This is a genomic window from Vibrio owensii (assembly GCF_002021755.1).
GTDB lineage: Bacteria > Pseudomonadota > Gammaproteobacteria > Enterobacterales > Vibrionaceae > Vibrio > Vibrio owensii.
Genome location: NZ_CP019959.1, coordinates 2333829 through 2356107 on the forward strand (window position 1 = coordinate 2333829; position 22279 = coordinate 2356107).

Annotated in this window: 24 protein-coding genes; 8 read left to right on the forward strand and 16 right to left on the reverse strand. The window is 47.0% G+C overall.

What is annotated here, in order from left to right:
* Nucleotides 1-95 precede the first annotated feature (95 nt).
* From trmB to glsB, 3 genes are all read left to right on the forward strand, one after another.
* The gene (trmB, locus tag A9237_RS10730) at nucleotides 96-815 is read left to right on the forward strand and encodes a tRNA (guanosine(46)-N7)-methyltransferase TrmB (protein WP_005449665.1); all 720 of its coding nucleotides are present in this window, start codon (nucleotides 96-98) and stop codon (nucleotides 813-815) included.
* A gap of 11 nt (nucleotides 816-826) precedes the next feature.
* On the forward strand, nucleotides 827-1855 hold the full coding sequence (locus A9237_RS10735; protein ID WP_005425798.1) for a TRM11 family SAM-dependent methyltransferase: 1029 nt from the start codon (nucleotides 827-829) through the stop codon (nucleotides 1853-1855).
* A 102-nt stretch (nucleotides 1856-1957) separates the two neighbouring features.
* Nucleotides 1958-2878: a glutaminase B gene (gene glsB, locus A9237_RS10740; RefSeq protein ID WP_078608162.1), complete on the forward strand. Its 921-nt coding sequence runs from the start codon at nucleotides 1958-1960 to the stop codon at nucleotides 2876-2878.
* 195 nt (nucleotides 2879-3073) lie between these two features.
* Here the strand turns inward: glsB and hemW are convergent, their stop codons facing one another.
* The 7 genes from hemW to A9237_RS10775 all read right to left on the reverse strand — a co-directional run bounded on the left by hemW (nucleotide 3074) and on the right by A9237_RS10775 (nucleotide 8024).
* A complete protein-coding gene (gene hemW / locus A9237_RS10745; RefSeq protein WP_078608163.1) occupies nucleotides 3074-4246 on the reverse strand; it encodes a radical SAM family heme chaperone HemW in 1173 nt (390 codons plus the stop codon).
* A gap of 18 nt (nucleotides 4247-4264) precedes the next feature.
* The gene (locus tag A9237_RS10750; RefSeq protein WP_078608164.1) at nucleotides 4265-4867 is read right to left on the reverse strand and encodes an XTP/dITP diphosphatase; all 603 of its coding nucleotides are present in this window, start codon (nucleotides 4865-4867) and stop codon (nucleotides 4265-4267) included.
* Nucleotides 4868-4972: 105 nt separating this feature from the next.
* The gene (locus tag A9237_RS10755; RefSeq protein WP_005425804.1) at nucleotides 4973-5404 is read right to left on the reverse strand and encodes a DUF4426 domain-containing protein; all 432 of its coding nucleotides are present in this window, start codon (nucleotides 5402-5404) and stop codon (nucleotides 4973-4975) included.
* A gap of 59 nt (nucleotides 5405-5463) precedes the next feature.
* Nucleotides 5464-5754: a DUF167 family protein YggU gene (gene yggU, locus A9237_RS10760; RefSeq protein ID WP_005425805.1), complete on the reverse strand. Its 291-nt coding sequence runs from the start codon at nucleotides 5752-5754 to the stop codon at nucleotides 5464-5466.
* Nucleotides 5754-6311, reverse strand: coding sequence for a YggT family protein (locus A9237_RS10765; protein ID WP_005425806.1), 558 nt, complete (start codon nucleotides 6309-6311; stop codon nucleotides 5754-5756). The genes yggU and A9237_RS10765 overlap by 1 nt, the downstream gene beginning before the upstream one ends.
* A gap of 53 nt (nucleotides 6312-6364) precedes the next feature.
* The gene (proC, locus tag A9237_RS10770; RefSeq protein WP_078608165.1) at nucleotides 6365-7183 is read right to left on the reverse strand and encodes a pyrroline-5-carboxylate reductase; all 819 of its coding nucleotides are present in this window, start codon (nucleotides 7181-7183) and stop codon (nucleotides 6365-6367) included.
* 130 nt (nucleotides 7184-7313) lie between these two features.
* Nucleotides 7314-8024, reverse strand: coding sequence for a YggS family pyridoxal phosphate-dependent enzyme (locus A9237_RS10775; protein WP_078608166.1), 711 nt, complete (start codon nucleotides 8022-8024; stop codon nucleotides 7314-7316).
* 28 nt (nucleotides 8025-8052) lie between these two features.
* Between A9237_RS10775 and A9237_RS10780 the strand changes: the two genes are divergently transcribed.
* Together A9237_RS10780 and A9237_RS10785 are read left to right on the forward strand one after the other, a co-directional pair.
* Nucleotides 8053-9093 (forward strand): type IV pilus twitching motility protein PilT, encoded by a 1041-nt coding sequence (locus A9237_RS10780; protein ID WP_005436511.1) that lies wholly within the window; start codon nucleotides 8053-8055, stop codon nucleotides 9091-9093.
* Between the two features lie 31 nt (nucleotides 9094-9124).
* Nucleotides 9125-10231 carry a PilT/PilU family type 4a pilus ATPase gene (locus tag A9237_RS10785; RefSeq protein ID WP_005436509.1) on the forward strand — a complete coding sequence of 369 codons (1107 nt, stop codon included), beginning with the start codon at nucleotides 9125-9127 and terminating at the stop codon, nucleotides 10229-10231.
* A 61-nt stretch (nucleotides 10232-10292) separates the two neighbouring features.
* On the opposite strand, the gene ruvX is transcribed toward A9237_RS10785, so the two are convergent.
* The 8 genes from ruvX to metK all read right to left on the reverse strand — a co-directional run bounded on the left by ruvX (nucleotide 10293) and on the right by metK (nucleotide 16951).
* Nucleotides 10293-10718: a Holliday junction resolvase RuvX gene (gene ruvX, locus A9237_RS10790; RefSeq protein WP_005436506.1), complete on the reverse strand. Its 426-nt coding sequence runs from the start codon at nucleotides 10716-10718 to the stop codon at nucleotides 10293-10295.
* Between the two features lie 51 nt (nucleotides 10719-10769).
* Nucleotides 10770-11333: a YqgE/AlgH family protein gene (locus A9237_RS10795; protein WP_005436504.1), complete on the reverse strand. Its 564-nt coding sequence runs from the start codon at nucleotides 11331-11333 to the stop codon at nucleotides 10770-10772.
* Between the two features lie 128 nt (nucleotides 11334-11461).
* On the reverse strand, nucleotides 11462-12412 hold the full coding sequence (gshB, locus tag A9237_RS10800; RefSeq protein WP_005425823.1) for a glutathione synthase: 951 nt from the start codon (nucleotides 12410-12412) through the stop codon (nucleotides 11462-11464).
* Nucleotides 12413-12426: 14 nt separating this feature from the next.
* On the reverse strand, nucleotides 12427-13158 hold the full coding sequence (gene rsmE / locus A9237_RS10805) for a 16S rRNA (uracil(1498)-N(3))-methyltransferase (RefSeq protein WP_078608167.1): 732 nt from the start codon (nucleotides 13156-13158) through the stop codon (nucleotides 12427-12429).
* Between the two features lie 146 nt (nucleotides 13159-13304).
* On the reverse strand, nucleotides 13305-14000 hold the full coding sequence (gene endA / locus A9237_RS10810) for a deoxyribonuclease I (RefSeq protein ID WP_050919060.1): 696 nt from the start codon (nucleotides 13998-14000) through the stop codon (nucleotides 13305-13307).
* A gap of 150 nt (nucleotides 14001-14150) precedes the next feature.
* Nucleotides 14151-14648: a SprT family zinc-dependent metalloprotease gene (locus tag A9237_RS10815; protein WP_078608168.1), complete on the reverse strand. Its 498-nt coding sequence runs from the start codon at nucleotides 14646-14648 to the stop codon at nucleotides 14151-14153.
* Between the two features lie 67 nt (nucleotides 14649-14715).
* Nucleotides 14716-15513, reverse strand: a complete 798-nt coding sequence (locus A9237_RS10820) for a DUF2189 domain-containing protein (RefSeq protein WP_009705547.1) — start codon at nucleotides 15511-15513, stop codon at nucleotides 14716-14718.
* A 283-nt stretch (nucleotides 15514-15796) separates the two neighbouring features.
* Nucleotides 15797-16951 (reverse strand): methionine adenosyltransferase, encoded by a 1155-nt coding sequence (gene metK / locus A9237_RS10825; protein WP_078608169.1) that lies wholly within the window; start codon nucleotides 16949-16951, stop codon nucleotides 15797-15799.
* A 368-nt stretch (nucleotides 16952-17319) separates the two neighbouring features.
* Here metK and tkt point away from each other — a divergent pair, with 368 nt between their 5' ends.
* Entirely contained in the window at nucleotides 17320-19314 is a 1995-nt protein-coding gene (gene tkt, locus A9237_RS10830; RefSeq protein WP_045480184.1) for a transketolase, read from the forward strand.
* A gap of 51 nt (nucleotides 19315-19365) precedes the next feature.
* Here the strand turns inward: tkt and A9237_RS10835 are convergent, their stop codons facing one another.
* Nucleotides 19366-19602 (reverse strand): hypothetical protein, encoded by a 237-nt coding sequence (locus A9237_RS10835; RefSeq protein ID WP_005534899.1) that lies wholly within the window; start codon nucleotides 19600-19602, stop codon nucleotides 19366-19368.
* A 198-nt stretch (nucleotides 19603-19800) separates the two neighbouring features.
* Here A9237_RS10835 and epd point away from each other — a divergent pair, with 198 nt between their 5' ends.
* Together epd and A9237_RS10845 are read left to right on the forward strand one after the other, a co-directional pair.
* Nucleotides 19801-20838, forward strand: a complete 1038-nt coding sequence (epd, locus tag A9237_RS10840) for an erythrose-4-phosphate dehydrogenase (protein ID WP_078608170.1) — start codon at nucleotides 19801-19803, stop codon at nucleotides 20836-20838.
* A 153-nt stretch (nucleotides 20839-20991) separates the two neighbouring features.
* Nucleotides 20992-22152 (forward strand): phosphoglycerate kinase, encoded by a 1161-nt coding sequence (locus tag A9237_RS10845; RefSeq protein ID WP_005436484.1) that lies wholly within the window; start codon nucleotides 20992-20994, stop codon nucleotides 22150-22152.
* Nucleotides 22153-22279 lie beyond the last annotated feature (127 nt).

The window sequence follows — 22279 nt, forward strand, 5'->3', positions numbered from 1 at the left end:
GGGCTGCCATAGTCCGATAGCTCAACAAATACTTGCACCTAAGTGAATTCTTTGGATAATCCCCGCTTTGATTAATCAATGTGCAGGCAAAATCAATGAGTGAAGTAACCACTAACGAATACAACGAAGACGGTAAAATGATCCGTAAAATCCGCAGTTTCGTGCGTCGCGAAGGTCGTCTAACTAAGGGCCAAGAGAATGCGATGAACGAGTGCTGGCCAACAATGGGTATCGACTACAAAGCTGAACTTCTTGATTGGAAAGAAGTGTTTGGCAACGATAACCCAGTAGTGCTTGAGATCGGTTTTGGTATGGGTGCTTCATTGGTTGAAATGGCAAAGAACGCGCCAGAGAAAAACTTCATCGGTATCGAAGTGCATAGTCCAGGCGTTGGTGCTTGTCTTGCAGATGCTCGCGAAGCAGGTATCACGAACCTACGTGTAATGTGTCACGATGCGGTAGAAGTATTCGAACACATGATCCCAAATGGCAGCCTAGCAACGCTACAACTGTTCTTCCCAGACCCATGGCACAAAAAGCGTCACCACAAGCGTCGTATCGTACAGCTTGAGTTCGCTGAAATGGTTCGTCAGAAGCTTATCCTTAATGAAGGTATCTTCCACATGGCGACAGACTGGGAAAACTACGCTGAGCACATGATTGAAATCATGAACCAAGCACCTGGTTTCGAAAACATCGCTGAAGAGGGCGACTTCATTCCTCGTCCAGAAGAACGTCCACTGACTAAATTTGAAGCTCGCGGTCACCGTCTAGGTCACGGTGTGTGGGATATCAAATTCAAGCGTACTGCTTAAGGAGCCAGTAGATGTACCACTACGCGATATTAGCGAATCCGGGTCATAACCGTATTTACTTTGATAGCGCAATGACGATTGCATGTTCTGAGCTGAAAGCGATTTTGGCGTCGGAAGGTGTTGAAGTAACTGAAATTGGCAACAAAGACGTGGGTCTGCCTGCTGCACTTGTGTTCTCTTGCGAAACTGAACTGAGTGAAGCACAGGCTGGCAAGATTGCTGCGTCATCTATCTACTACGCGCTATTTGAAGTGCGTGAAGATGGCTTATTACGTCCAATTCAGGCGCCTGCATTCAATACTTTCCCTGAGAGCATGAGTCAGATCCTGCGTTACACAGGTAAAACAAACGAGCAGTTTACGCGTTTGATGGTGAACCTAGGCGTCAGTGCTGCCAACACGGGCAGTGCGCAATTGACGCTGATGGATCCTATGTGTGGTAAAGGTACAACACTGTTTGAAGGTTTGATCCACGGCTTGAATGTTGTGGGTGTTGAGATCAACCAGAAATGGGTTCAAGAGATCCAAACCTTCATCGTTAAGTTCATGAAGAACGGTCGCTTTAAGCACAAAGTGAGCAAAGAAAAGCGCACTTCTGGTGGTAAAAAAGTGGCAGATGGCTTCGTGGTCGAGGCAGCAGCAGACAAAGACGATTACAACAAAGGTAATCTTCAAACGATGAAGCTGTACTCAGCAGATACGCGTATTGCAGACCAAGTTGTGAAGAAGAACTCGGTAGATGTGATGGTGTCTGACTTGCCTTACGGCGTGCAACACGGCAGCAAAAATGCCAAAGACAGCAAGCTGAACCGCAGCCCACTGGAGCTTCTAAAAGAGGCTCTGCCTGCATGGAAAGTGGTGTTGAAGAAACAAGGTTCTGTGGTGCTGTCTTTCAACGAATTCACCCTGAAGTGGAAAGACGTGGCAGCATTATTTGAAGAGCAAGGGTGGAAGGTACTTTCAGAAGAGCCTTACATCGGTTATCTTCACCGTGTTGATCAATCCATCAACCGCAACATCATTGTGGCAATAAAACCATAATCGACTTGAGTCGAACAAATTCCATGGAAAAGCCAACGTCCGCGTTGGCTTTTTTTACCTCTGAACTCAGCTATTTGAGTTCTTGTGACAAGAAGGTAGAAGATGAAACCTACAGCGCAAATTTTGACAGACATTCTAGCGGAAGTTCGCCCTTTAATTGGTCAAGGCAAAGTCGCCGACTACATTCCCGCATTGGCAAAAGTACCCAGCACCAAACTGGGTATCGCGGTATACACCAATGAAGGTGAAGTGATTAAAGCGGGCGATGCAGAAGAGTCATTTTCGATTCAGTCTATCTCAAAAGCGTTGAGCCTGACTCTGGCAATGTGCTTGTACAAGCAAGAAGAGATCTGGTGTCGTGTAGGTAAAGAGCCTTCAGGTCAAGCGTTTAACTCGATGATCCAGCTAGAGATGGAGCAGGGCATTCCACGTAACCCGTTCATTAACGCTGGAGCTATTGTGGTTGCTGATTTGCTGCAAAGCCGTCTCTCTGCGCCGCGTCAGCGTCTATTGGAATTTGCTCGTCAGCTATCTGGTGATACTCATATCGTTTATGACAAAGTAGTTGCAGCTTCTGAAATGATGCATGGCGACCGCAACGCTGCGATCGCGTACTTGATGCGTTCATTTGGTAACTTCGAGAACGAGGTTATCCCCGTTCTGCAAAACTACTTCCATGCGTGTGCATTGAAGATGAGCTGTGTCGATCTGGCGAAGACCTTTAGCTACTTAGCCAATAAAGGCACGTCGGTGCAAACGGGTAAGCCTGTCGTATCACCAACGCAAACCAAGCAGTTGAATGCATTGCTCGCAACTTGTGGCTTGTACGATGGTGCTGGTGAATTTGCTTACCGCGTTGGTATGCCGGGTAAATCAGGTGTTGGTGGTGGCATCATCGCTGTCGTACCGGGTGAAATGACGATTGCTGTTTGGTCTCCAGAGCTTGATGCATCTGGTAACTCACTCGCTGGTACCAAAGCACTGGAGCTACTTGCTGAGCGTATTGGTCGTTCGATTTTTTAGAAGAAAGATGCGAGATGCGAGCACGGACTTCGTCCTGTAGAGCGCTTCGCTTCGAGAAAGGTTCTTACAATAAAAAGGGTTGACCCTAAAGCCAACCCTTCCATCATTTTTCTCGAATCTCGAATCTCGAATCTCGAATCTCGAATCTCGAATCTCGAATCTCGAATCTCGAATCTCGAATCTCGATTCCCTTTCTTATTCCTCTTCCGCCATAAAGGCTTCAAGCAAGTCATTGAGGAACAGCTTACCTTTCTCGGTAATTTGCCAGTGAGTTTCTGTTTCACTCAGGTAACCCATCTCTAGCGCCCAATCGATAGGCTCTTGAATTGAGCTCAACGGCAGACCGGTTGTATCGATGTAGTCTTGTTTCGGGCAGGCTTCCATTAAGCGGAAACGGTTCATAAAGAACTCAAACGGACGATCTTCATCAGCCACAAGCTGTTCACTATCCAGATATGGCTTTACCATGTTTTGGTATGCCATCAGATAGCCACGCGGGTGCTTGACCTTAGTGGTGCGAACGATGCGGCCATCAGCAAAGCTCAGTTTACCGTGTGAGCCACAGCCAATGCCAAGGTAGTCACCAAAGCGCCAGTAGTTCAGGTTATGCTGGCACTGATAGCCCGGCTTGCTGTAACCAGAAATCTCGTATTGAACGTAGCCTGCCGCTGCGAGTTTCTCATGTCCTTGTTCGAAGATATCCCACAAGTCATCGTCATCTGGCAGAGTCGGTGGCTTGTAGTAGAACATGGTATTTGGTTCGATGGTCAGCTGATACCAAGACAGGTGCGGTGGCGCCAACTCAATCGCTTTGTCCAAATCAGCTAAGGCTTGTTCGATGCTTTGATCTGGTAAGCCGTGCATGAGATCGAGGTTAAAGCTATTCAAGCCGATTTGGTGCGCCAGCTTAGCGGCATTGACGGCTTCGTCTTGACCGTGAATGCGCCCCAAACGCTCAAGCTTCTGTTGCTCAAAGCTTTGCACACCGATAGAGATGCGCGTTACACCAGCCTTGCGGTAGCCAACAAAACGCTCAGCTTCAATGGTGCCTGGGTTAGCTTCCATGGTGATTTCGATTTCAGGCTTGAACGGAATACGCGCTTCAATGCCCTTAAGTAGGCGCTCGATACCTTCTGCCGAAATCAAACTCGGCGTACCACCACCAATGAAGATTGAATGCAGTGGACGTGGCGCTTCGTTAAGACGGTATTTCTCAATGTCGGTATCCAAATCTTCAAGAAGAGCATTGATGTACTCTTCTTCTGGGATCTCGGCTTTAAGCGCGTGAGAGTTAAAGTCGCAATATGGGCACTTTTGTACACACCACGGGATGTGTACATACAAGCTCAGTGCTGGGGGCGTTAACATGGTCTAATTCGCTCGAGATTACTGAGACACTTGCTCAGACAGTTGAGCAAACAACGATTTGAGTGCTTTACCGCGGTGAGACAGTTGTTTTTTACGTGCTGGCTCAAGTTCGGCAGACGCGCAGTTGCCTTCAGGTACGAAGAAGATTGGGTCGTAGCCAAAGCCATTTTCACCGTGTGCTTCAGTTAGAATGCGACCTTCCCACTTACCGTGACAAACGATAGGGGTTGGATCGTTCTCGTGACGCATCAAAACCAATACGCAGTGGAAACGAGCGGTGCGCTCTGCTTCTGGTACGCCTTCCATTGCTTTAAGCAGCTTCTCTAGGTTCTCTTGGTCAGAGGCTTTTTCACCTGCGTAACGTGCAGAGTAAATGCCCGGAGCACCTCTCAAGAAATCGACTTCTAAGCCAGAGTCGTCCGCAATCGCAGGAAGACCTGTTTCTTGTGCTGCATGGCGAGCTTTGATGATCGCGTTTTCGATGAAAGTCGTGCCAGTTTCTGCTACTTCAGATACGTTGAATTCACTTTGCGCCAATACTTCAAAACCGAAGTCGGACAGCAAATCTGCCATCTCGCGAACTTTGCCTTGGTTGCCTGTTGCTAGCACTATCTTTTTCATGGTCGTCTCTTTCTGTAGCGATAAAGGGAGAACGCAGTGTTCTCCCTGATTAAATTGGTTCCGGGGTTATGATGTTCTAAAAGCTTTTAGATCATCACAACCCAATTACTCTTCGACATAAAATTTCTGGGTGAATTTAAGCTTACCTGAGCCTTTGTTTCCAGCTTTAACGTCAATATCGAAGGTAAAAGTTTCTTCGTTAGTAATACCGAGCTCAGCTAGGTAGTAAATCGCATCACCTTCTTTCACTTCACGGAAGGTGAGCTTTTGCGTTTGACCGATAAGGTTCTTCGCCTGACCACTGATTTTAGCTTCAACGGCAGGTTTACCTAAAGAGGCACTGTCGAGCACACTGATGTTCAGCACTGCATTGTAGCCATTACGCTTGATGTCGTAGCTACGGGCGATCTTTGGGGTTAAAAAGGTCGAGTTGAACGCGATGTAGTGGACCTCGATGTCTTTCATGGTTTTGAACTGACCTGCCATGCTTGGTAAAGACAACAGGCTGATCAGTAGGGCGGTAATCCATTTGCTCATTATCACTTCCTCGAATCGGGCGTTTTATTATTGGTACGAATTTCGTAAATAAAAAGCCATCAAATGATGGCTTTAATTTCTGTTGGTATTTGTACTGGGGATTCTATCCGAATTTGTTTATGACGTCCCAGTTCACCTTTTTCTATGTGAACCAAACCTTTAGCAACTTTAAATTGTTTGGCTAAAAACTTGGTAAGGTGCGCATTCGCTTTACCATCGACAGGCGGTGCGGTGATGGCAATTTTGAGCTCTTCACCATGCAAGCCGACGATCTTGTCGCGGCTTGCTTTTGGTTGGATGTAGAGCCGAAGCACCACATCTTCGCCGTCATGCCAAACTGCTTCTGACATTATAGTTGGTACCAGATAGGACCAATCATGTCGCCCATCAGGAAGTTAGCAAATTGCAGACCAATGAACAGCACAAGCACGCTCAAGTCGAAGCCACCCATTGCTGGGATGATGCGACGGATTGGCGCTAGCATTGGTTCAGTTAGTTGATGGAATACGTACTCGATAGGGCTGCGACCTTGGCTAACCCAGCTTAGGATTGCGCGGATCAGTAGTACCCAGAACAACAAGCCGCCAGCAGCTTTAATCAGAGACAATAAGCCTAGGAATAGGAAATCCATGCTGAATGAAACCGAACCACTAGAAGCGATCAGGATCAGCGCAACAAACTTAAGCACACAAAGTACGTAAGCGAACAGTACCGTTGCTAGGTCGATGCTGCCGATAGATGGGATCACGCGGCGCAGCGGTCCTACAACCGGTTGGGTTGCTTTGACGATGAACTGCGAGAATGGGTTGTAGAAATCTGCACGAGCAGCTTGCAACCAAATACGCAAAATCACGACCATGATGTACAGGTCAAATAGGGTTGAGATGAGAAAACTCATTGAATTCATAAGGTACCCTTAACAAGTAAGTGAGTGACACAGAGTGGGTGCCACTCAAGTCATTAAAACAGTTTTTCCATTTCTTCAGCACGAGCAACCGCAGCTTGCATTGCTTTTGCCACAATATCAGACAGTTGGTGCTCGTTGAACGTACGTAGCGCTTCTGCCGTTGTGCCACCTTTTGATGTCACGTTCTCGCGTAGCGTTGAAAGCTCAGTTTCTGGATTTTCCACTACCATGCTTGCTGCGCCAAGTGCTGCTTGCTGAACCAACGTGCGAGCCGTGTCTTTATCGAAGCCTTGAGCAATCGCTTCTGCTTGCATCGCTTCCATAAACAGGAAGAAGTAAGCCGGTGCGCTGCCTGCCGCTGCAATTACGTTATTGATGCCAGATTCTTGCTCAACCCAACATACCTTACCGCAGGCTTGCATTAGCTCTGCCGCGAAAGCTTTATCTTGTTCTTGCACATATTCAGGCGCGTAAAGCCCGCTCATGCCCAAACCAAGTTGCGATGGTGTATTTGGCATCACGCGAACCAAGTTGAGCTTAGTCGCTAGCATGTCATCCAAACGTGAACAGTTGATACCAGCCGCAATAGAGATAACCAGTTTATTGCTGAAGTCGATAGATCGCAGTGGTTTACACACTTCTTCCATCATTTGTGGCTTCACAGACAATACCACAACATCCGCTTCTGTCGCGGCTGCGATGTTATCGCTGGTGGTACGGATACCAAAGTCTTGCTCAAGAGGTTGGCGACGCGTCTCAGATGGGGCAGTCGCAATAATGCTCTGTGCAGGGTAGCCATTTGCTACAAGGCCAGAAACAATCGCTCGCACCATGTTTCCTGCGCCGATAAAGGCAATCTTTTTATGTTCCATATGTCTGATTTCCAAATATAAATTCTTACAATTTGTTGTGCGCTCAGGTGTATAATTGCGTCACTTTATTCTGGCTACCGAAAGAGACGGCAGTCAGACTCAAATTCACAGTGTCTAACAACGATTCGCTTTATTGCTGTTTGCTGTAGTCGCGCGCGCCAAAAATCGCTGTGCCGATGCGCACCATGGTGCTACCTGCTTCGATTGCTGCATCCATGTCGCCGCTCATCCCCATAGATAGCGTATCGACATCAGGGTATTGCTGAGCTAGCTTTTGCTTTAGCGATTCCAGTTGCTTAAATGCACGAAGTTGTGATTCGTAATCTGGCACGTTGGCAGGAATCGACATCAACCCTCTTAACGTGAGGTTTGGAAGGCGAGAAATCAACTCAGCCAGCTCGAATATTTCTGCATCGCTGACGCCTGATTTTGATTCTTCACCACTGGTGTTTACTTGAATCAGAACTTGCAGCGGTTTTAGTTCGCTAGGACGTTGGTCATTGAGGCGTTGAGCGATCTTAGCGCGATCAACGGTGTGAACCCAATCGAAATGTTCAGCAACAGGACGTGATTTATTGGATTGAATAGGACCAATGAAGTGCCATTCGATTCGATTATCTGGATAATGCTCGGCAAAGTGCTGAACTTTACTGACGCCCTCTTGGACGTAGTTCTCACCAAATGCCAGCTGGCCACCTTGGTAAGCTTCGAGAATTGCCTCGACAGGTTTAGTTTTGCTTACTGCTAGAAGTTGCACGGACTCTGGAGAACGACCGCATTTTTGTTCGTCGTGTCGAATTTGAGAGGTGATATGTTCAATGTTTTGTTGAATACTACTCATAGCTGTACTTTAGACTTAAGGATTTTAAATGGATATCACTGAGTTACTGGATTTTAGTGTAAAACATAATGCTTCGGATCTACATCTTTCTGCAGGTGTACCACCAATGGTTCGTATTGATGGTGATGTGAGAAAGCTGGGCATTCCAGCGTTTACACACCAAGAAGTGCACCGTTTGGTTTTTGAAATCATGAACGATGCGCAGCGCAGTGAGTTCGAAGAAAAACTCGAAGTCGATTTCTCATTTGAATTGCATAACGTTGGCCGTTTTCGTGTCAACGCTTTCAACCAATCTCGCGGTTGTGCGGCTGTGTTCCGTACCATCCCAAGCAGCATTCCAACACTGGAAGAGCTAGAAGCTCCTGAGATCTTCAGAAAAATCGCTAACGCCGAGAAAGGTCTGGTACTGGTTACTGGCCCAACGGGTTCTGGTAAATCGACGACCTTGGCAGCCATTGTTGACTACATTAACCGTAATCACAATAAGCACATCCTAACAATTGAAGATCCAATTGAATTTGTTCACAACAACAATAAGTGTCTGATCAACCAACGTGAAGTACACCGTGATACACACAGCTTCCAAAACGCGCTGCGTAGCGCATTGCGTGAAGACCCGGATGTGATTCTAGTCGGTGAGATGCGTGACAAAGAAACCATCAGTCTAGCGCTAACAGCGGCTGAAACCGGTCACCTTGTTTTTGGTACACTACACACGAGCTCTGCGGCGAAAACCATCGACCGTATTATCGATGTTTTCCCGGGGAGCGATAAAGACATGGTGCGCTCGATGTTGTCGGAATCGCTGCGTTCGGTTATCGCGCAAAAACTTTTGAAACGTAACGGCGGTGGTCGTATTGCGTGTCATGAAATCATGATGGCAACACCGGCGATCCGAAACCTTATTCGTGAAGATAAAGTCGCGCAGATGTACTCGATCATTCAGACCGGTGCGGCGCACGGCATGCAGACCATGGAACAAAATGCTCGTCAATTGATGGCGCAAGGGATGGTCTCGCGTGAAGAAGTGGATAAGAAAGTTGAAATTGAAGCGCAGCAATTCTCGTAACGAATCACACAGGTAATAGCGAATACGGACGATGGATCTGAATAAATTTCTCGAAGGCATGTTGGCGTTAAAAGCGTCGGATCTCTACATCACTGTTGGTGCGCCGATCTTGTTTCGTGTCGATGGCGAACTGCGCCCGCAAGGCGATAAGCTGACTGAAAATGATGTGGCTGTGTTACTCGATAGTGCGATGGATCCGGAGCGACGTCAGGAGTTTCGTAAAAGCCGTGAGTCGAACTTTGCCATTGTCCGTGATTGCGGTCGTTTCCGTGTCAGTGCCTTCTTCCAACGTGAATTGCCTGGCGCAGTGATTCGTCGTATCGAGACCAATATTCCTACTTTTGAAGAACTTAAACTTCCTTTGGTTCTGCAAGACCTTGCGATTGCAAAGCGTGGTTTGGTGCTGGTGGTTGGTGCAACAGGTTCTGGTAAATCAACGACTATGGCCGCGATGACAGGCTACCGTAACAGTAATAAAACGGGGCATATTCTTACGGTAGAAGATCCAATTGAGTTTGTGCACGAGCATAAGCGTTGTATCGTGACCCAGCGTGAAGTGGGCTTGGATACCGACAGCTATGAAGTGGCGTTGAAGAACTCACTGCGTCAAGCGCCAGACATGATTTTGATTGGTGAGATTCGTAGCCGAGAAACGATGGAATACGCAATGACCTTTGCTGAGACGGGTCACTTGTGTATGGCGACACTGCACGCCAACAATGCAAACCAAGCTCTTGAGCGTATTCTGCACTTGGTGCCGAAAGACCAGAAAGATCAGTTCCTGTTTGATCTATCGATGAACTTAAAAGGTGTGGTAGGTCAGCAGTTGATCCGTGATAAGAACGGTCAAGGTCGTCATGGTGTGTTTGAGATCTTGTTAAACAGTCCGCGCGTTTCGGATCTGATCCGCCGTGGTGATCTGCATGAGTTGAAAACGACCATGGCACGCTCGAATGAATTTGGGATGCTGACCTTTGACCAGTCACTCTACAAGCTAGTGATGCAAGGTAAGATCAGTGAAGAGGATGCATTGCACAGTGCTGATTCCGCTAACGATCTGCGTTTGATGTTGAAGACGCAGCGCGGTGAAGGCTTCTCTACGGGCACGCTGGCGAACGTTAAGATCGATATGGATTAATCCATTCCAGAAACGAAAAAGGTTGGCAGAAGCCAACCTTTTTTCATTGTGCTTGAAGTGTTTACTCACCCCAAAGGCTTTCAAACCAGCTCTCAAGAATCACGACCGCTGATTGGCAGTCGATATTGCCTTTCGATAGCGCTTTGTAGCCCCCCATACTGAATAGCTCTGAGCGTGCTTCGGCTGTCGATAGGCGCTCATCATGCAATTCAACGGGTAAGCCGTAGCGACCTTGTAGGCGATTAGCGAACTTTTTCGCTCTTGGTGTGATGGTTTCTAGAGCTTTACCGTGCAAATCGGTAGGTAAACCAACGACCAATAAATCCGGTTGCCACTCTTTAATTTGCTTCTCTATATCATCCCAGTTTGGAATGCCGTCATTCGCTTTGAACGCTTTGAGCGGGGAAGCGGTTCCCGTGATTTCTTGTCCGATGGCGCTACCAATGCTCTTGGTACCGAAATCGAAAGCCATAATAGTGCGTGACATAAGGTGTCTCGAATCTAAATCAATAAAAATAAGTTGTCGCGGGAGAGCGCGCTACGCGTGTCCAGCATCGGAAGATAACTGGCTTGGATCGATACCCAATTTCTCAACGGCTTTTTTCCAACGGTCGATGATAGGTGTCTCAAAGATGATCTCTGGTGTCGCTTCAATGGTTAACCAAGAATTCTCTACTAACTCGGCTTCTAATTGTCCTGCACTCCAACCGGAGTAACCCAGCGCTACGAGATAGTCACTTGGTTCCGCTTCAGTACCAAGTACCGACAAGATGTCTTTAGACGTGGTAACCGTGAGCTCATCAGTCATTTGAATGCTTGATTCGTAGTAGTCTTTTGGCTTGTGCAGGATGAACCCGCGATCTTCAGAGACAGGACCACCATTGTAGACGGGTCTATCTAAACTTGCTTCGAACAATCTAGGGTGCACTGGTTGCACTTCGACTTGCTTGAGCATGTTACCAACCGTGATATCGACGGGTGCATTGATCATTAACCCCATCGCGCCCTCTTCGTTGTGTTCACAGACGTAGATAACGCTATTCTGGAAGTAGGGATCTTTCATTCCCGGCATCGCAACTAAGAAATGGTTTGTGAGGTTCATTCTCATCTCGACCTTATAAGGCTATTAGAAACACTTAAGCAAACACCATGCTTGCAACCCTAGGGTATGTGCATGAGTTTGCTTAAGTTAATGCACAACGCTCTCTATTAACTGTAATACAGTTTGAGTTATTCGCCTTTTACGCGGCGCTCAATTGCGTCCATTAGCTTGCCAGTGATGGAAATATCAAAAGCTGCTTCGATTTCGCGAATACAAGTTGGGCTAGTTACGTTGATTTCTGTTAGCTTGTCGCCAATCACGTCAAGACCAACAAAGATAAGCCCTTTTTCTTTCAGTGTTGGTGCGACTGCTTGAGCTATCTTCATATCAGTTTCGCTCAGTGGGCGAGCTTCACCTGTACCGCCTGCCGCTAGGTTACCGCGCGTTTCGCCTTTTGCAGGGATACGAGCAAGGCAGTAAGGCATTGGCTCACCGTCAACCACTAGGATACGCTTATCACCGTTGCTGATGTCTGGCACGAAGGTTTGCGCCATTGCGTAGTTCTGGCCGTGGTTTGTTAGTGTCTCGATGATTACCGATACGTTTGGATCGTTCTCTTTCACGCGGAAGATAGATGCGCCGCCCATCCCATCAAGTGGTTTAAGGATCACATCACCGTGTTCTTCACGGAAAGCTTTAATCTTCTCTGCTTTACGCGTCACGATGGTGGTTGGCGTTAGCTCTGGGAACCAAGCGGTGAACAGTTTTTCGTTACAGTCACGTAGGCTTTGTGGCTTGTTCACGATCAGTGCGCCTTGCTCTTCAGCGCGCTCAAGGATGTAAGTTGCGTAGATGTACTCTGTGTCGAACGGAGGATCTTTACGCATTAGCACAGCATCAAGCTCAGACAGTTCGATAGTCTGCTCTGATTTGAATTCATACCAGCCGTTTGGATCTTCTTTAAGCTCAACTACTTTGGTGTCTGCGATTGCTTTACCTTGGTCTAGGTGCAGATCGTTCATTTCCATGTAGTGGATTTCGTAGCCGCGGCGTTGCGCTTCAAGCATCATGGCAAAGCTAGAGTCTTTCTTAATGTTAATGGACGAGATTGGGTCCATTACAATACCGAGTTTGATCATTATTTTTCTCCGTTTTAACCAAGATCGCCGAAACGAACTTGTAAGGCTGTAATTGCTGTCAGAGCCGCAGTTTCGGTGCGCAGAACGCGAGGGCCGAGTAGCGTCTCTTCAAATTGGTATTCGCGAGTCATGTTGATTTCGTCAGAAGATAGGCCGCCTTCAGGGCCAATCAATAGACGAACTTTTTCAACCGGTGTTGGCAGGGTGTTGATCGAGTATTTCGCTCGTGGATGTAGGTTAAGCTTCAAGCCATCGTATTCTTCCTGACACCACTCTTCTAAGCTCATGATAGGGCGAATTTCTGGTACTACATTACGGCCACATTGCTCACAGGCACTGACCGCGATTTTTTGCCACTGAGCGAGTTTCTTCTCGAAACGTTTTTGATCCAGTTTTACGCCGCAACGCTCAGAGATAAGCGGTGTAATCGTATTTACGCCAAGCTCTACGGATTTTTGGATGGTGAATTCCATCTTGTCGCCACGCGAAATCACCTGACCAAGGTGAAGATCAAGGGGTGATTCAATGCTGCTTTCTACGCGTTCAGAGATCTCAACCATCACATTCTTTTTGCTGACTTCGCTGATGACCGCTGGGAATTCTGCGCCGCTGCCGTCAAAGAGCAGGACTTCTTGACCTTCTTTCATGCGAAGTACGCGACCAATATGGCCAGCTGCATCGTCGCTAAGAGCAATAGCGCCAAGTTGTTGAATGGTTTCTGGATGATAAATTCGAGGGATACGCATTGTGTTTCGATTTCCTGCATACGCGAGTGTTTAGACACTAACATGGATGCTTTCCACCGAAAAAACAAGGGGCAAGAGGCGTTTCCATTACAGTAAATGACAACGCCTCGAATAGCGGAGGTGTACTGCGGTAATTGCGGGAAGAATTACAGCGCGCGACAAGCCTCTTGAACGAATGGGTTGTGGTTGCCTTGAATCTTAGCAATGCGTTCATCGCGCTCACATTCCCACTTGTCTACAGGGTAGGTTTTGTTCCAAGCACTCATCAATTGAGTTTGCTGCTTCGAAAGTTTAAACCCGTACTCTTTGCTCATGTACAAGTAAGTGCGGGCAATCGAACCACGTGCACGATCGGGCGGCATTACTTTACGTTGCTTAAAGTTCACTTGCATTTCACATCGGCCGTAGCTGACGCCATCCATGCCATTCCACTGACTGAAGTTGTAGTTAGAGCGGTCACCGTTTACCTCTCCGATAGCTGGAGTCAGGTTGTGGAGATCGGCTTCCATAGATTTGAAGACTTTGTCGTTTCTTGTGCAGTTTTTGCGTCCACCATTTTGCCAACACTGACGCTGGTGGCCGAACTGCCATGCAGGAACCACGTGCTCCCACTCGATGCGTGATGCGCGTTTTTCTTGCTTGCGAACTTGATAGCCACAAGAAGAGAGATCCGGCACGCCCTTTTTGCCTTGCCATTTTATATCACAGCCACAGTAGAAGCTGGTTGGGTGATCGGCGTAGATTTTTACCGCTTCGCGCTTGGCCGCGGAAAAAGAGCTTGGAGGTGCAGCAATCGCTGCACTAGAAAGTGCAAGCAGTAATAAAGAGAAAAGATATTTCATGATTAAAGTCTTTATAAAGTATGACTTTATTTATTCTAACACGCACAAATTAGCTTTAGTGATGAGCAAACAAACAATAACAGGCAAAAAGGGACACTTTGAGAGCGAATGTCTCTCTTTCTGGAATAGAAAAGTAGGAAATTTGTGCTGTTAGGAGAGCTGAGTTCCCGTGAAGTTCAGCGGTTGGCGGCATTTTTGGCATGAGTATACCGCTTCTTTACGCTGCACTTTGTTGTGACGACGAATTGAAAGTGGGTAGGTCATGCAACCACATCGGTATTCAAAGGTTTTACCTTGAACAGAGGCCACGTCAAAGCTGTGAGTGGTTTTAGCTGGTACTTTGAATACCGCCTCCATAACACCTTGCCACTCTTTCCCATGTGGGCGAACGCGACCGTAAACTTGGTAGGTAATCAAGTGGGCGACTTCGTGAGGAATAACCTCTTGGATAAACGCTTGTGGATTTTCGCTGAACAGTTTTGGATTCAAACGGACTTCGTTCAATTGCAAATACGCTTTACCCGCCGCTTTGCCACGTACATTGAAAGTCAGAGAAGGAATAGGAAAAGAACGCTTGAAAGCTTGCTCTGCCATCGCGATGCAATCTGCCATCACTTGCTTGGCTCTGTAGCTCAGTTCTATATCCACAACTCACCCCATTTACTCAATAAAAAAGCCCCCGCGTTTGCGAGGGCCGGATCATACCATCTGTTTTCTAAGGCGTGTGTTTTTTCTTAATCGTTGCATGGTAAGCATGCCATGTACCGTACCCGAGGATTGGCATGGTGAAGAGCATACCAATACCGTACGTCGCAAAGCCGATTAAGATACCGCCACAAATAATCGCAGCCCAAACAATCATTGCTGGGATGTTGGATTTCACTGCGTTAAAGCTGGTGAACACTGCGGTCATCATATCGACACGACGCTCCATCATCAGCGGTATTGAGAAAGCAGAAATGCTGAATACTACGCAAGCTAAGACAAAACCAACAATTGAGCCTATAACCAAGAAAGGCAAGAACTCAGTCAGCGGCGCGCCTTGTACAGAAGGGTATAGCGCATGGAGCAGGGCAGCAATTCGCATCCAGAAAATCATACATACCGCGAGCATCACAGCAAATGCCCATTGAGAGCTGGAGTTTCGCCCGATGGCTTTCATTGAATGGAACAAACTTGGTTTGTGTCCGCGTTCTCTCTCCCAACTCGCATCATATAAGCCGAGCGCTAAGAACGGACCGATTAACATGTAAACAATAAGACTAGGCATTACGACGAGATGCGTGCCTTGCCACTGAACCAGAAGCACGATACCAATCGCAGCAGCCATAAAGCAGATGCCGTAAAAGGCACTGATGAGCGGCATGCGTACAAAGTCATGCAGGCCCAACGCGAGCCAATGGAATGGTGCCGATAAGCTAACGGTATTGCATGGAATGGTTCTGGCGTATTCATTATCTGGCACTTCCTTTCGTTTTCCTTGGAAGTCAGATGGGTTTACGGTACGAGGCATAACTCCTCCTTGATTTATTCCCACGGTGGCACCTAGGCCATATAAAGATGTTTGGCTGACGTTTTTCATGACTCTTTTAGCCACGTGAGCCTGCATCATAGTTCTTTACGTTATATACATCGAAAAGTGCATTTAACATTATGTTAACTATTGGCGGAGATGGGGCAATTTACAAATAATTGCTGAATTTTTGTTCAAGGAAAGAGTGAGAAGGCAGAGAAGGGGGCAGAAACAAAAAGCCCCCGCCAGAGGCGAGGGCTTTATCGATTCTTGTGTGGCTCGATTACTTGATGCCAGCGAAATCGCGTAGGATAGCTGCTTTATCCGTAGCTTCCCATGGGAACTCTTCGCGACCGAAGTGACCGTAGGCTGCTGTCTGCTTGTAGATAGGTTGAAGCAGGTTAAGCATTTCTTGTAGGCCGTATGGACGTAGGTCGAAGTTTTGACGAACCGCTTCAATGATGATTTCGTGTGATACTTTCTCAGTACCGAACGTTTCAACCATGATAGACGTTGGATCAGCAACACCGATAGCGTATGAAAGTTGGATTTCACAACGGTCAGCCATGCCAGCTGCTACGATGTTCTTCGCTACGTAACGTGCTGCGTAAGCCGCGCTGCGGTCTACTTTCGATGGATCTTTACCAGAGAATGCACCACCACCGTGACGAGCTGCGCCGCCGTATGTATCTACGATGATTTTACGACCAGTTAGACCACAGTCACCCATTGGACCACCGATAACGAAACGACCGGTTGGGTTGATGAAGAAGTTAGTGTCTTTAGTGATCCACTCTGAAGGTAGTACTGGCTTGATGATCTCTTCCATTACTGCTTCACGTAGGTCAGGTGTTGTTACTGAATCACAGTGCTGAGTTGAAAGAACAACAGCATCGATACCAACAATCTTACCTTGGTCGTATTGGAACGTTACTTGAGATTTCGCATCTGGGCGAAGGAAGTCTAGTTTACCGCTCTTACGAACTTCAGCTTGTTTTTTAACAAGTAGGTGAGAGTAAGTAATTGGAGCTGGCATTAGAATGTCAGTTTCGTTCGTTGCGTAACCAAACATGATGCCTTGGTCGCCTGCGCCTTGCTCTTTAGGGTCCGCTTTATCAACACCTTGGTTGATGTCTGGAGACTGCTTACCGATGGTGTTTAGAACCGCACACGAGTTCGCATCAAAGCCCATGTCAGAGTGAACGTAGCCGATTTCACGAACTGTTTCACGAGTGATTTCTTCGATATCAACCCATGCAGAAGTCGTTACTTCACCGCCAACCATAACCATGCCGGTTTTAACGTAAGTTTCACAAGCCACGCGTGCTTTTGGGTCTTGCTCAAGAATTGCATCAAGAACTGCGTCAGAGATTTGGTCTGCGATTTTATCTGGATGACCTTCTGATACCGACTCAGAAGTGAACAGGTGCTTAGCCATGATAGCTCCAATCTTAAGGTTTACTCATGGCTAACTAACGCAAGCTTGCCACGAAAAATACAATACAGTTTGTAGGTGTTTCTACATCTAGACGTCTATTTTAATTTCCCACAGTCGAATTACAAGCTCTTTTTCGATTTGAATTCGTCTAGCTTATTACCCAATCGTTTGCTTTTGATGGGGTGAATTTTTCATAAATTGCCTATTAACTGCGAAAAGATTGAGTTAAAACCTCAAAAATGGTGAGTAAAACGTTTGCAGTCAGATTTTGGCTCTGAGAGAATATTGCCCGCACTTTTGTACTTGGCTCACCCAGTGAAAGTGCCCACATTCCTTTATCAATTCGCTTAATGCACTCAGGAGCAGACATGTCTTCTCGTAAACATCTGGCAAATGCAATCCGCGCTCTTAGCATGGATGGTGTTCAACAAGCTAACTCTGGCCACCCAGGCGCACCTATGGGTATGGCTGATATCGCTGAAGTTCTTTGGCGTTCTCACCTAAACCACAACCCAGCTAACCCAGAGTGGGCTGACCGCGACCGTTTCGTACTGTCTAACGGCCACGGCTCTATGCTGATTTACTCTCTACTGCACCTGAGCGGTTACGAGCTGTCTATCGACGATCTTAAGAACTTCCGTCAGCTTCACTCTAAGACTCCTGGTCACCCAGAGTACGGCTACGCACCTGGTATCGAGACAACAACAGGTCCTCTAGGTCAAGGCATCACTAACGCTGTTGGTATGGCAATGGCTGAGAAAGCGTTGGCGGCTCAGTTCAACAAAGAAGGCCACGACATCGTTGACCACTTCACTTACGTGTTCATGGGTGACGGCTGTCTAATGGAAGGTATTTCGCACGAGGCATGTTCTCTTGCAGGTACACTAGGCCTTGGCAAACTGATCGCATTCTGGGATGACAACGGCATCTCTATCGATGGTCACGTTGAAGGTTGGTTCTCTGATGACACGCCTAAGCGTTTTGAATCTTACGGCTGGCACGTAATCCCTGCTGTAGATGGCCACGATTCTGAAGCTATCAACGCAGCAATCGAAGCGGCAAAAGCAGACCCTCGTCCAACACTTATCTGTACTAAAACCATCATCGGTTTTGGTTCTCCAAACAAATCAGGTTCTCACGACTGTCACGGTGCGCCACTAGGTGCGGAAGAAATCGCAGCAGCACGTGAATTCCTAGGTTGGGAACACCCAGCATTTGAAATCCCTGCAGACGTATACGCTGAGTGGGATGCGAAAGCGGCAGGCACTGAGAAAGAAGCGGCTTGGAACGCGAAGTTCGAAGCGTACGCAGCAGCTTACCCAGCAGAAGCAGCAGAGCTTAAGCGTCGTCTAAACGGCGAACTTCCTGCACAATGGGAAGAGAAGACAAGCCAGATCATTGCTGACCTTCAAGCTAACCCAGCAAACATCGCATCACGTAAAGCATCTCAAAACGCACTAGAAGCGTTTGGTCAAATGCTTCCAGAATTCATGGGCGGCTCTGCTGACCTAGCGCCTTCTAACCTAACTATGTGGTCTGGTTCTAAGTCTCTAGAAGCGAACGACTTCTCTGGTAACTACATCCACTACGGTGTTCGTGAATTCGGTATGACTGCGATCATGAACGGTATCGCACTACACGGCGGTTTCGTTCCTTACGGTGCAACATTCCTAATGTTCATGGAATACGCACGTAACGCGATGCGTATGGCTGCTCTGATGAAAGTTCAGAACATCCAAGTTTACACGCACGACTCTATCGGTCTTGGCGAAGATGGCCCAACTCACCAACCAGTTGAGCAAATGGCATCTCTACGCCTGACTCCAAACATGAGCACATGGCGTCCATGTGACCAAGTTGAGTCTGCAGTAGCATGGAAACTAGCGATTGAACGTAAAGATGGCCCATCGGCACTGATCTTCTCTCGTCAAAACCTAGCGCAACAAGAACGTACTGCTGAGCAAGTAGCGGACATCGCGAAAGGTGCTTACATCTTGAAAGACAGCGATGGTAAGCCTGAGCTAATCCTAATCGCGACAGGTTCTGAAGTTGAACTAGCAGTGAAAGCAGCTGAGCAACTAACGGCTGAAGGTAAGAAAGTACGCGTTGTTTCAATGCCATCAACAGATGCATTCGACAAGCAAGACGCGGCTTACCGTGAATCAGTACTGCCATCAGACGTAACTGCACGTATCGCTGTAGAAGCGGGCATTGCTGACTTCTGGTACAAGTACGTTGGCTTCGACGGTCGCATCATCGGTATGACAACATTCGGTGAATCTGCGCCAGCTGACCAACTGTTCGAGATGTTTGGTTTCACTGTAGAAAACGTAGTGAACACAGCAAAAGAACTGCTAGCGTAAGCTTACGAAGATAAAAGAAAAACCGAGCGTTAATGCTCGGTTTTTTTGTGCCTACTCAAATTCTTTTCCCCAGTTGTCCTTCTCTTTGTGTCCACATTCCTTACAGGTGACATAGCGATCCATATCGTAATAGTGACCGCCGTTCAGCAGGGTATGAGCCCAAAGCTTTAACGTTCCAAGAATTGATTTATCCGTATCATAACGACTTGGTTTACGGACCAGCACTTCAGAGTGTGGTGTTTCTCTATTGCATCGCTTGCAAAAGTGAGCAGCGGGAAAACCTGACATACGCATTTCCTTTGGTGGTCAAACAAGGAGCTAAAGTGCCAAGCGAAACACGTAACGTCAGAACTCAATATATTGGTGATATGAATATTCCGGGAAGTGAAAAGATAGTTTACCGCGAGTGAGATCACTTACTTAATGCGCTCAGCCTCCGTATCAGGTACTATCTGTGACACGAATTTTTGGTGAGGCGAAGGATAAATGCTAAAAGTTGCGATCAATGGATTTGGACGTATCGGTCGTAATGTACTGCGAGCAGTATATGAGAGCGGTAAGCATCAGCAGATAAAAGTTGTGGCGGTTAATGAACTCGCGCAACCCGAAGCGATGGCACATCTTCTTCAATATGACACCAGTCATGGCCGCTTCGGAAAGAAAATCTCGCACGACCAAGAACACCTCTATGTTCACCACGACAGTGGCGAATTCGATCCCATTAGAATCCTTCACCTTGCTGAAATTGAACTCTTGCCATGGCGTGACTTAGAAGTCGACATCGTGCTCGATTGTACTGGTGCTTTCGGCTCACAAGCCGATGGCCAAGCTCATATTGAAGCGGGTGCGCAAAAAGTTCTGTTTTCACACCCTGGTGCAAGCGATCTCGATAACACCATTATCTACGGTGTGAACCACGAAACCCTCAAAGATGAGCACCGCGTGGTGTCCAATGGTTCATGTACCACCAACTGTATCGTTCCTATCATCAAAGTATTAGATGAGGCCTTTGGCATTGAGTCTGGCACTATCACCACGATTCACTCTTCAATGAACGATCAGCAAGTTATCGACGCTTACCACAATGATTTACGCCGTACGCGTGCGGCCAGTCAATCCATCATTCCAGTCGATACTAAGTTGCATAAGGGGATTGAAAGAATCTTCCCGAAATTTTCCAACAAATTCGAAGCAATTTCGGTTCGAGTTCCGACAGTTAACGTCACTGCGATGGATTTAAGTGTCACAATTAGTACAAATGTGAAAGTTAATGACGTAAATCAAACCATTGTTAACGCATCTCAGTGTACATTACGTGACATTGTTGACTATACTGAATCGCCGCTCGTTTCCATCGACTTTAACCACGATCCCCATAGTGCAATTGTGGATGGAACTCAGACAAGAGTGAGTAACGGGCAACTCGTTAAAATGCTTGTTTGGTGCGATAACGAATGGGGCTTTGCTAACCGGATGCTGGATACCGCCTTAGCAATGCAAGCTTCTTCACAAGTGGAGCAATAATGGTGAAGAGGCGATGGAGAAATTTTTTATTTTAAGCCTTGAAATAAATCTGACGTATCTCCATATCAGTAACCAGTTTGAAGAATTAACGGGCTTGGCAGGATTGCCGAGTTTTTAAAAACTTTAATTATTTAATATTTGAGAGGACACATCATGTCTGTAATCAAGATGACTGACCTGGATCTTGCAGGTAAACGTGTATTTATCCGTGCTGACCTAAACGTGCCAGTAAAAGACGGTAAAGTAACTTCAGATGCACGTATCATCGCATCTCTTCCAACTATCAAGCACTGTCTAGAAGCAGGCGCTAAAGTTATGGTTACTTCTCACCTAGGTCGCCCAACTGAAGGTGAATACGCTGAAGAGTTCTCTCTACAACCAGTAGTTAACTACCTAAACGACGCACTAGACTGCGAAGTTAAACTAGCGAAAGACTACCTAAACGGTCTAGAACTAAACGCTGGTGAACTAGTTGTTCTAGAAAACGTTCGCTTCAACAAAGGCGAGAAGAAAAACGAAGAAGAACTGTCTAAGCAGTACGCTTCTCTATGTGACATCTTCGTAATGGACGCATTCGGTACAGCTCACCGTGCACAAGCATCTACTCACGGTGTTGGTATGCACGCAGACGTAGCATGTGCTGGTCCTCTACTAGCGAACGAACTAGAAGCTCTAGGTAAAGCAATGGACAAGCCTGCTCGTCCAATGGTTGCTATCGTAGGTGGTTCAAAAGTTTCTACTAAGCTAACTGTTCTTGAGTCTCTATCTAAAATCGCTGACCAACTAGTTGTTGGTGGTGGTATTGCTAACACATTCATCGCAGCTGCTGGCCACAACGTTGGTAAGTCTCTATACGAAGCAGACCTAGTTGAAACAGCTAAAAAGCTAATGGACGAGTGTGCAATTCCAGTAGCAACTGACGTTGCATGTGCGAAAGCATTCGACGAGAACGCAGAAGCTGAAATCAAGCACGTTTCTGAAGTACAAGACGACGACATGATCTTCGACCTTGGTCCAGATTCAACTGCTGAACTAGCAGAAATCCTTAAGAACGCTAAGACTATCCTATGGAACGGTCCAGTAGGCGTATTCGAATTCAAGAACTTCGAAGCAGGTACTAAAGGTATCTCTGAAGCTATCGCAGCTTCTGAAGGTTTCTCTGTTGCAGGTGGTGGTGACACGCTAGCAGCTATCGACAAGTTCGGTATCAAAGCTGACGTATCTTACATCTCTACTGGCGGCGGCGCTTTCCTTGAGTTCGTAGAAGGTAAAGTACTTCCAGCAGTTGAAATGCTAGAAGCACGCGCTAAGTAATATTAGTAAAGCGGGAGTCCTCTCCCGCTTTCTTGTTTGCTGCAACGAGAGTGGAACTCTGCTAAAATAGCCTCAGTTGTGAGCAAACGTTTGCAAGATTTTCAATTTAACAAGTTTTGTTTATAAA

What these genes read in the sequence shown, in the direction of transcription:
- glsB (WP_078608162.1), top strand. Translation starts at nt 1,958, where the DNA reads ATGAAACCTACAGCGCAAATTTTGACAGACATTCTAGCGGAAGTTCGC.
- tkt (WP_045480184.1), top strand. Translation starts at nt 17,320, where the DNA reads ATGTCTTCTCGTAAACATCTGGCAAATGCAATCCGCGCTCTTAGCATG.
- A9237_RS10750 (WP_078608164.1), bottom strand. Translation starts at nt 4,867, where the DNA reads ATGAAAAAGATAGTGCTAGCAACAGGCAACCAAGGCAAAGTTCGCGAG.
- endA (WP_050919060.1), bottom strand. Translation starts at nt 14,000, where the DNA reads ATGAAATATCTTTTCTCTTTATTACTGCTTGCACTTTCTAGTGCAGCG.
- hemW (WP_078608163.1), bottom strand. Translation starts at nt 4,246, where the DNA reads ATGTTAACGCCCCCAGCACTGAGCTTGTATGTACACATCCCGTGGTGT.
- A9237_RS10765 (WP_005425806.1), bottom strand. Translation starts at nt 6,311, where the DNA reads ATGAATTCAATGAGTTTTCTCATCTCAACCCTATTTGACCTGTACATC.
- A9237_RS10795 (WP_005436504.1), bottom strand. Translation starts at nt 11,333, where the DNA reads ATGAACCTCACAAACCATTTCTTAGTTGCGATGCCGGGAATGAAAGAT.
- A9237_RS10735 (WP_005425798.1), top strand. Translation starts at nt 827, where the DNA reads ATGTACCACTACGCGATATTAGCGAATCCGGGTCATAACCGTATTTAC.
- ruvX (WP_005436506.1), bottom strand. Translation starts at nt 10,718, where the DNA reads ATGTCACGCACTATTATGGCTTTCGATTTCGGTACCAAGAGCATTGGT.
- A9237_RS10780 (WP_005436511.1), top strand. Translation starts at nt 8,053, where the DNA reads ATGGATATCACTGAGTTACTGGATTTTAGTGTAAAACATAATGCTTCG.
- proC (WP_078608165.1), bottom strand. Translation starts at nt 7,183, where the DNA reads ATGGAACATAAAAAGATTGCCTTTATCGGCGCAGGAAACATGGTGCGA.
- A9237_RS10785 (WP_005436509.1), top strand. Translation starts at nt 9,125, where the DNA reads ATGGATCTGAATAAATTTCTCGAAGGCATGTTGGCGTTAAAAGCGTCG.
- trmB (WP_005449665.1), top strand. Translation starts at nt 96, where the DNA reads ATGAGTGAAGTAACCACTAACGAATACAACGAAGACGGTAAAATGATC.
- rsmE (WP_078608167.1), bottom strand. Translation starts at nt 13,158, where the DNA reads ATGCGTATCCCTCGAATTTATCATCCAGAAACCATTCAACAACTTGGC.
- epd (WP_078608170.1), top strand. Translation starts at nt 19,801, where the DNA reads ATGCTAAAAGTTGCGATCAATGGATTTGGACGTATCGGTCGTAATGTA.
- metK (WP_078608169.1), bottom strand. Translation starts at nt 16,951, where the DNA reads ATGGCTAAGCACCTGTTCACTTCTGAGTCGGTATCAGAAGGTCATCCA.
- A9237_RS10755 (WP_005425804.1), bottom strand. Translation starts at nt 5,404, where the DNA reads ATGAGCAAATGGATTACCGCCCTACTGATCAGCCTGTTGTCTTTACCA.
- A9237_RS10845 (WP_005436484.1), top strand. Translation starts at nt 20,992, where the DNA reads ATGTCTGTAATCAAGATGACTGACCTGGATCTTGCAGGTAAACGTGTA.
- gshB (WP_005425823.1), bottom strand. Translation starts at nt 12,412, where the DNA reads ATGATCAAACTCGGTATTGTAATGGACCCAATCTCGTCCATTAACATT.
- A9237_RS10835 (WP_005534899.1), bottom strand. Translation starts at nt 19,602, where the DNA reads ATGTCAGGTTTTCCCGCTGCTCACTTTTGCAAGCGATGCAATAGAGAA.
- A9237_RS10775 (WP_078608166.1), bottom strand. Translation starts at nt 8,024, where the DNA reads ATGAGTAGTATTCAACAAAACATTGAACATATCACCTCTCAAATTCGA.
- yggU (WP_005425805.1), bottom strand. Translation starts at nt 5,754, where the DNA reads ATGTCAGAAGCAGTTTGGCATGACGGCGAAGATGTGGTGCTTCGGCTC.
- A9237_RS10820 (WP_009705547.1), bottom strand. Translation starts at nt 15,513, where the DNA reads ATGCCTCGTACCGTAAACCCATCTGACTTCCAAGGAAAACGAAAGGAA.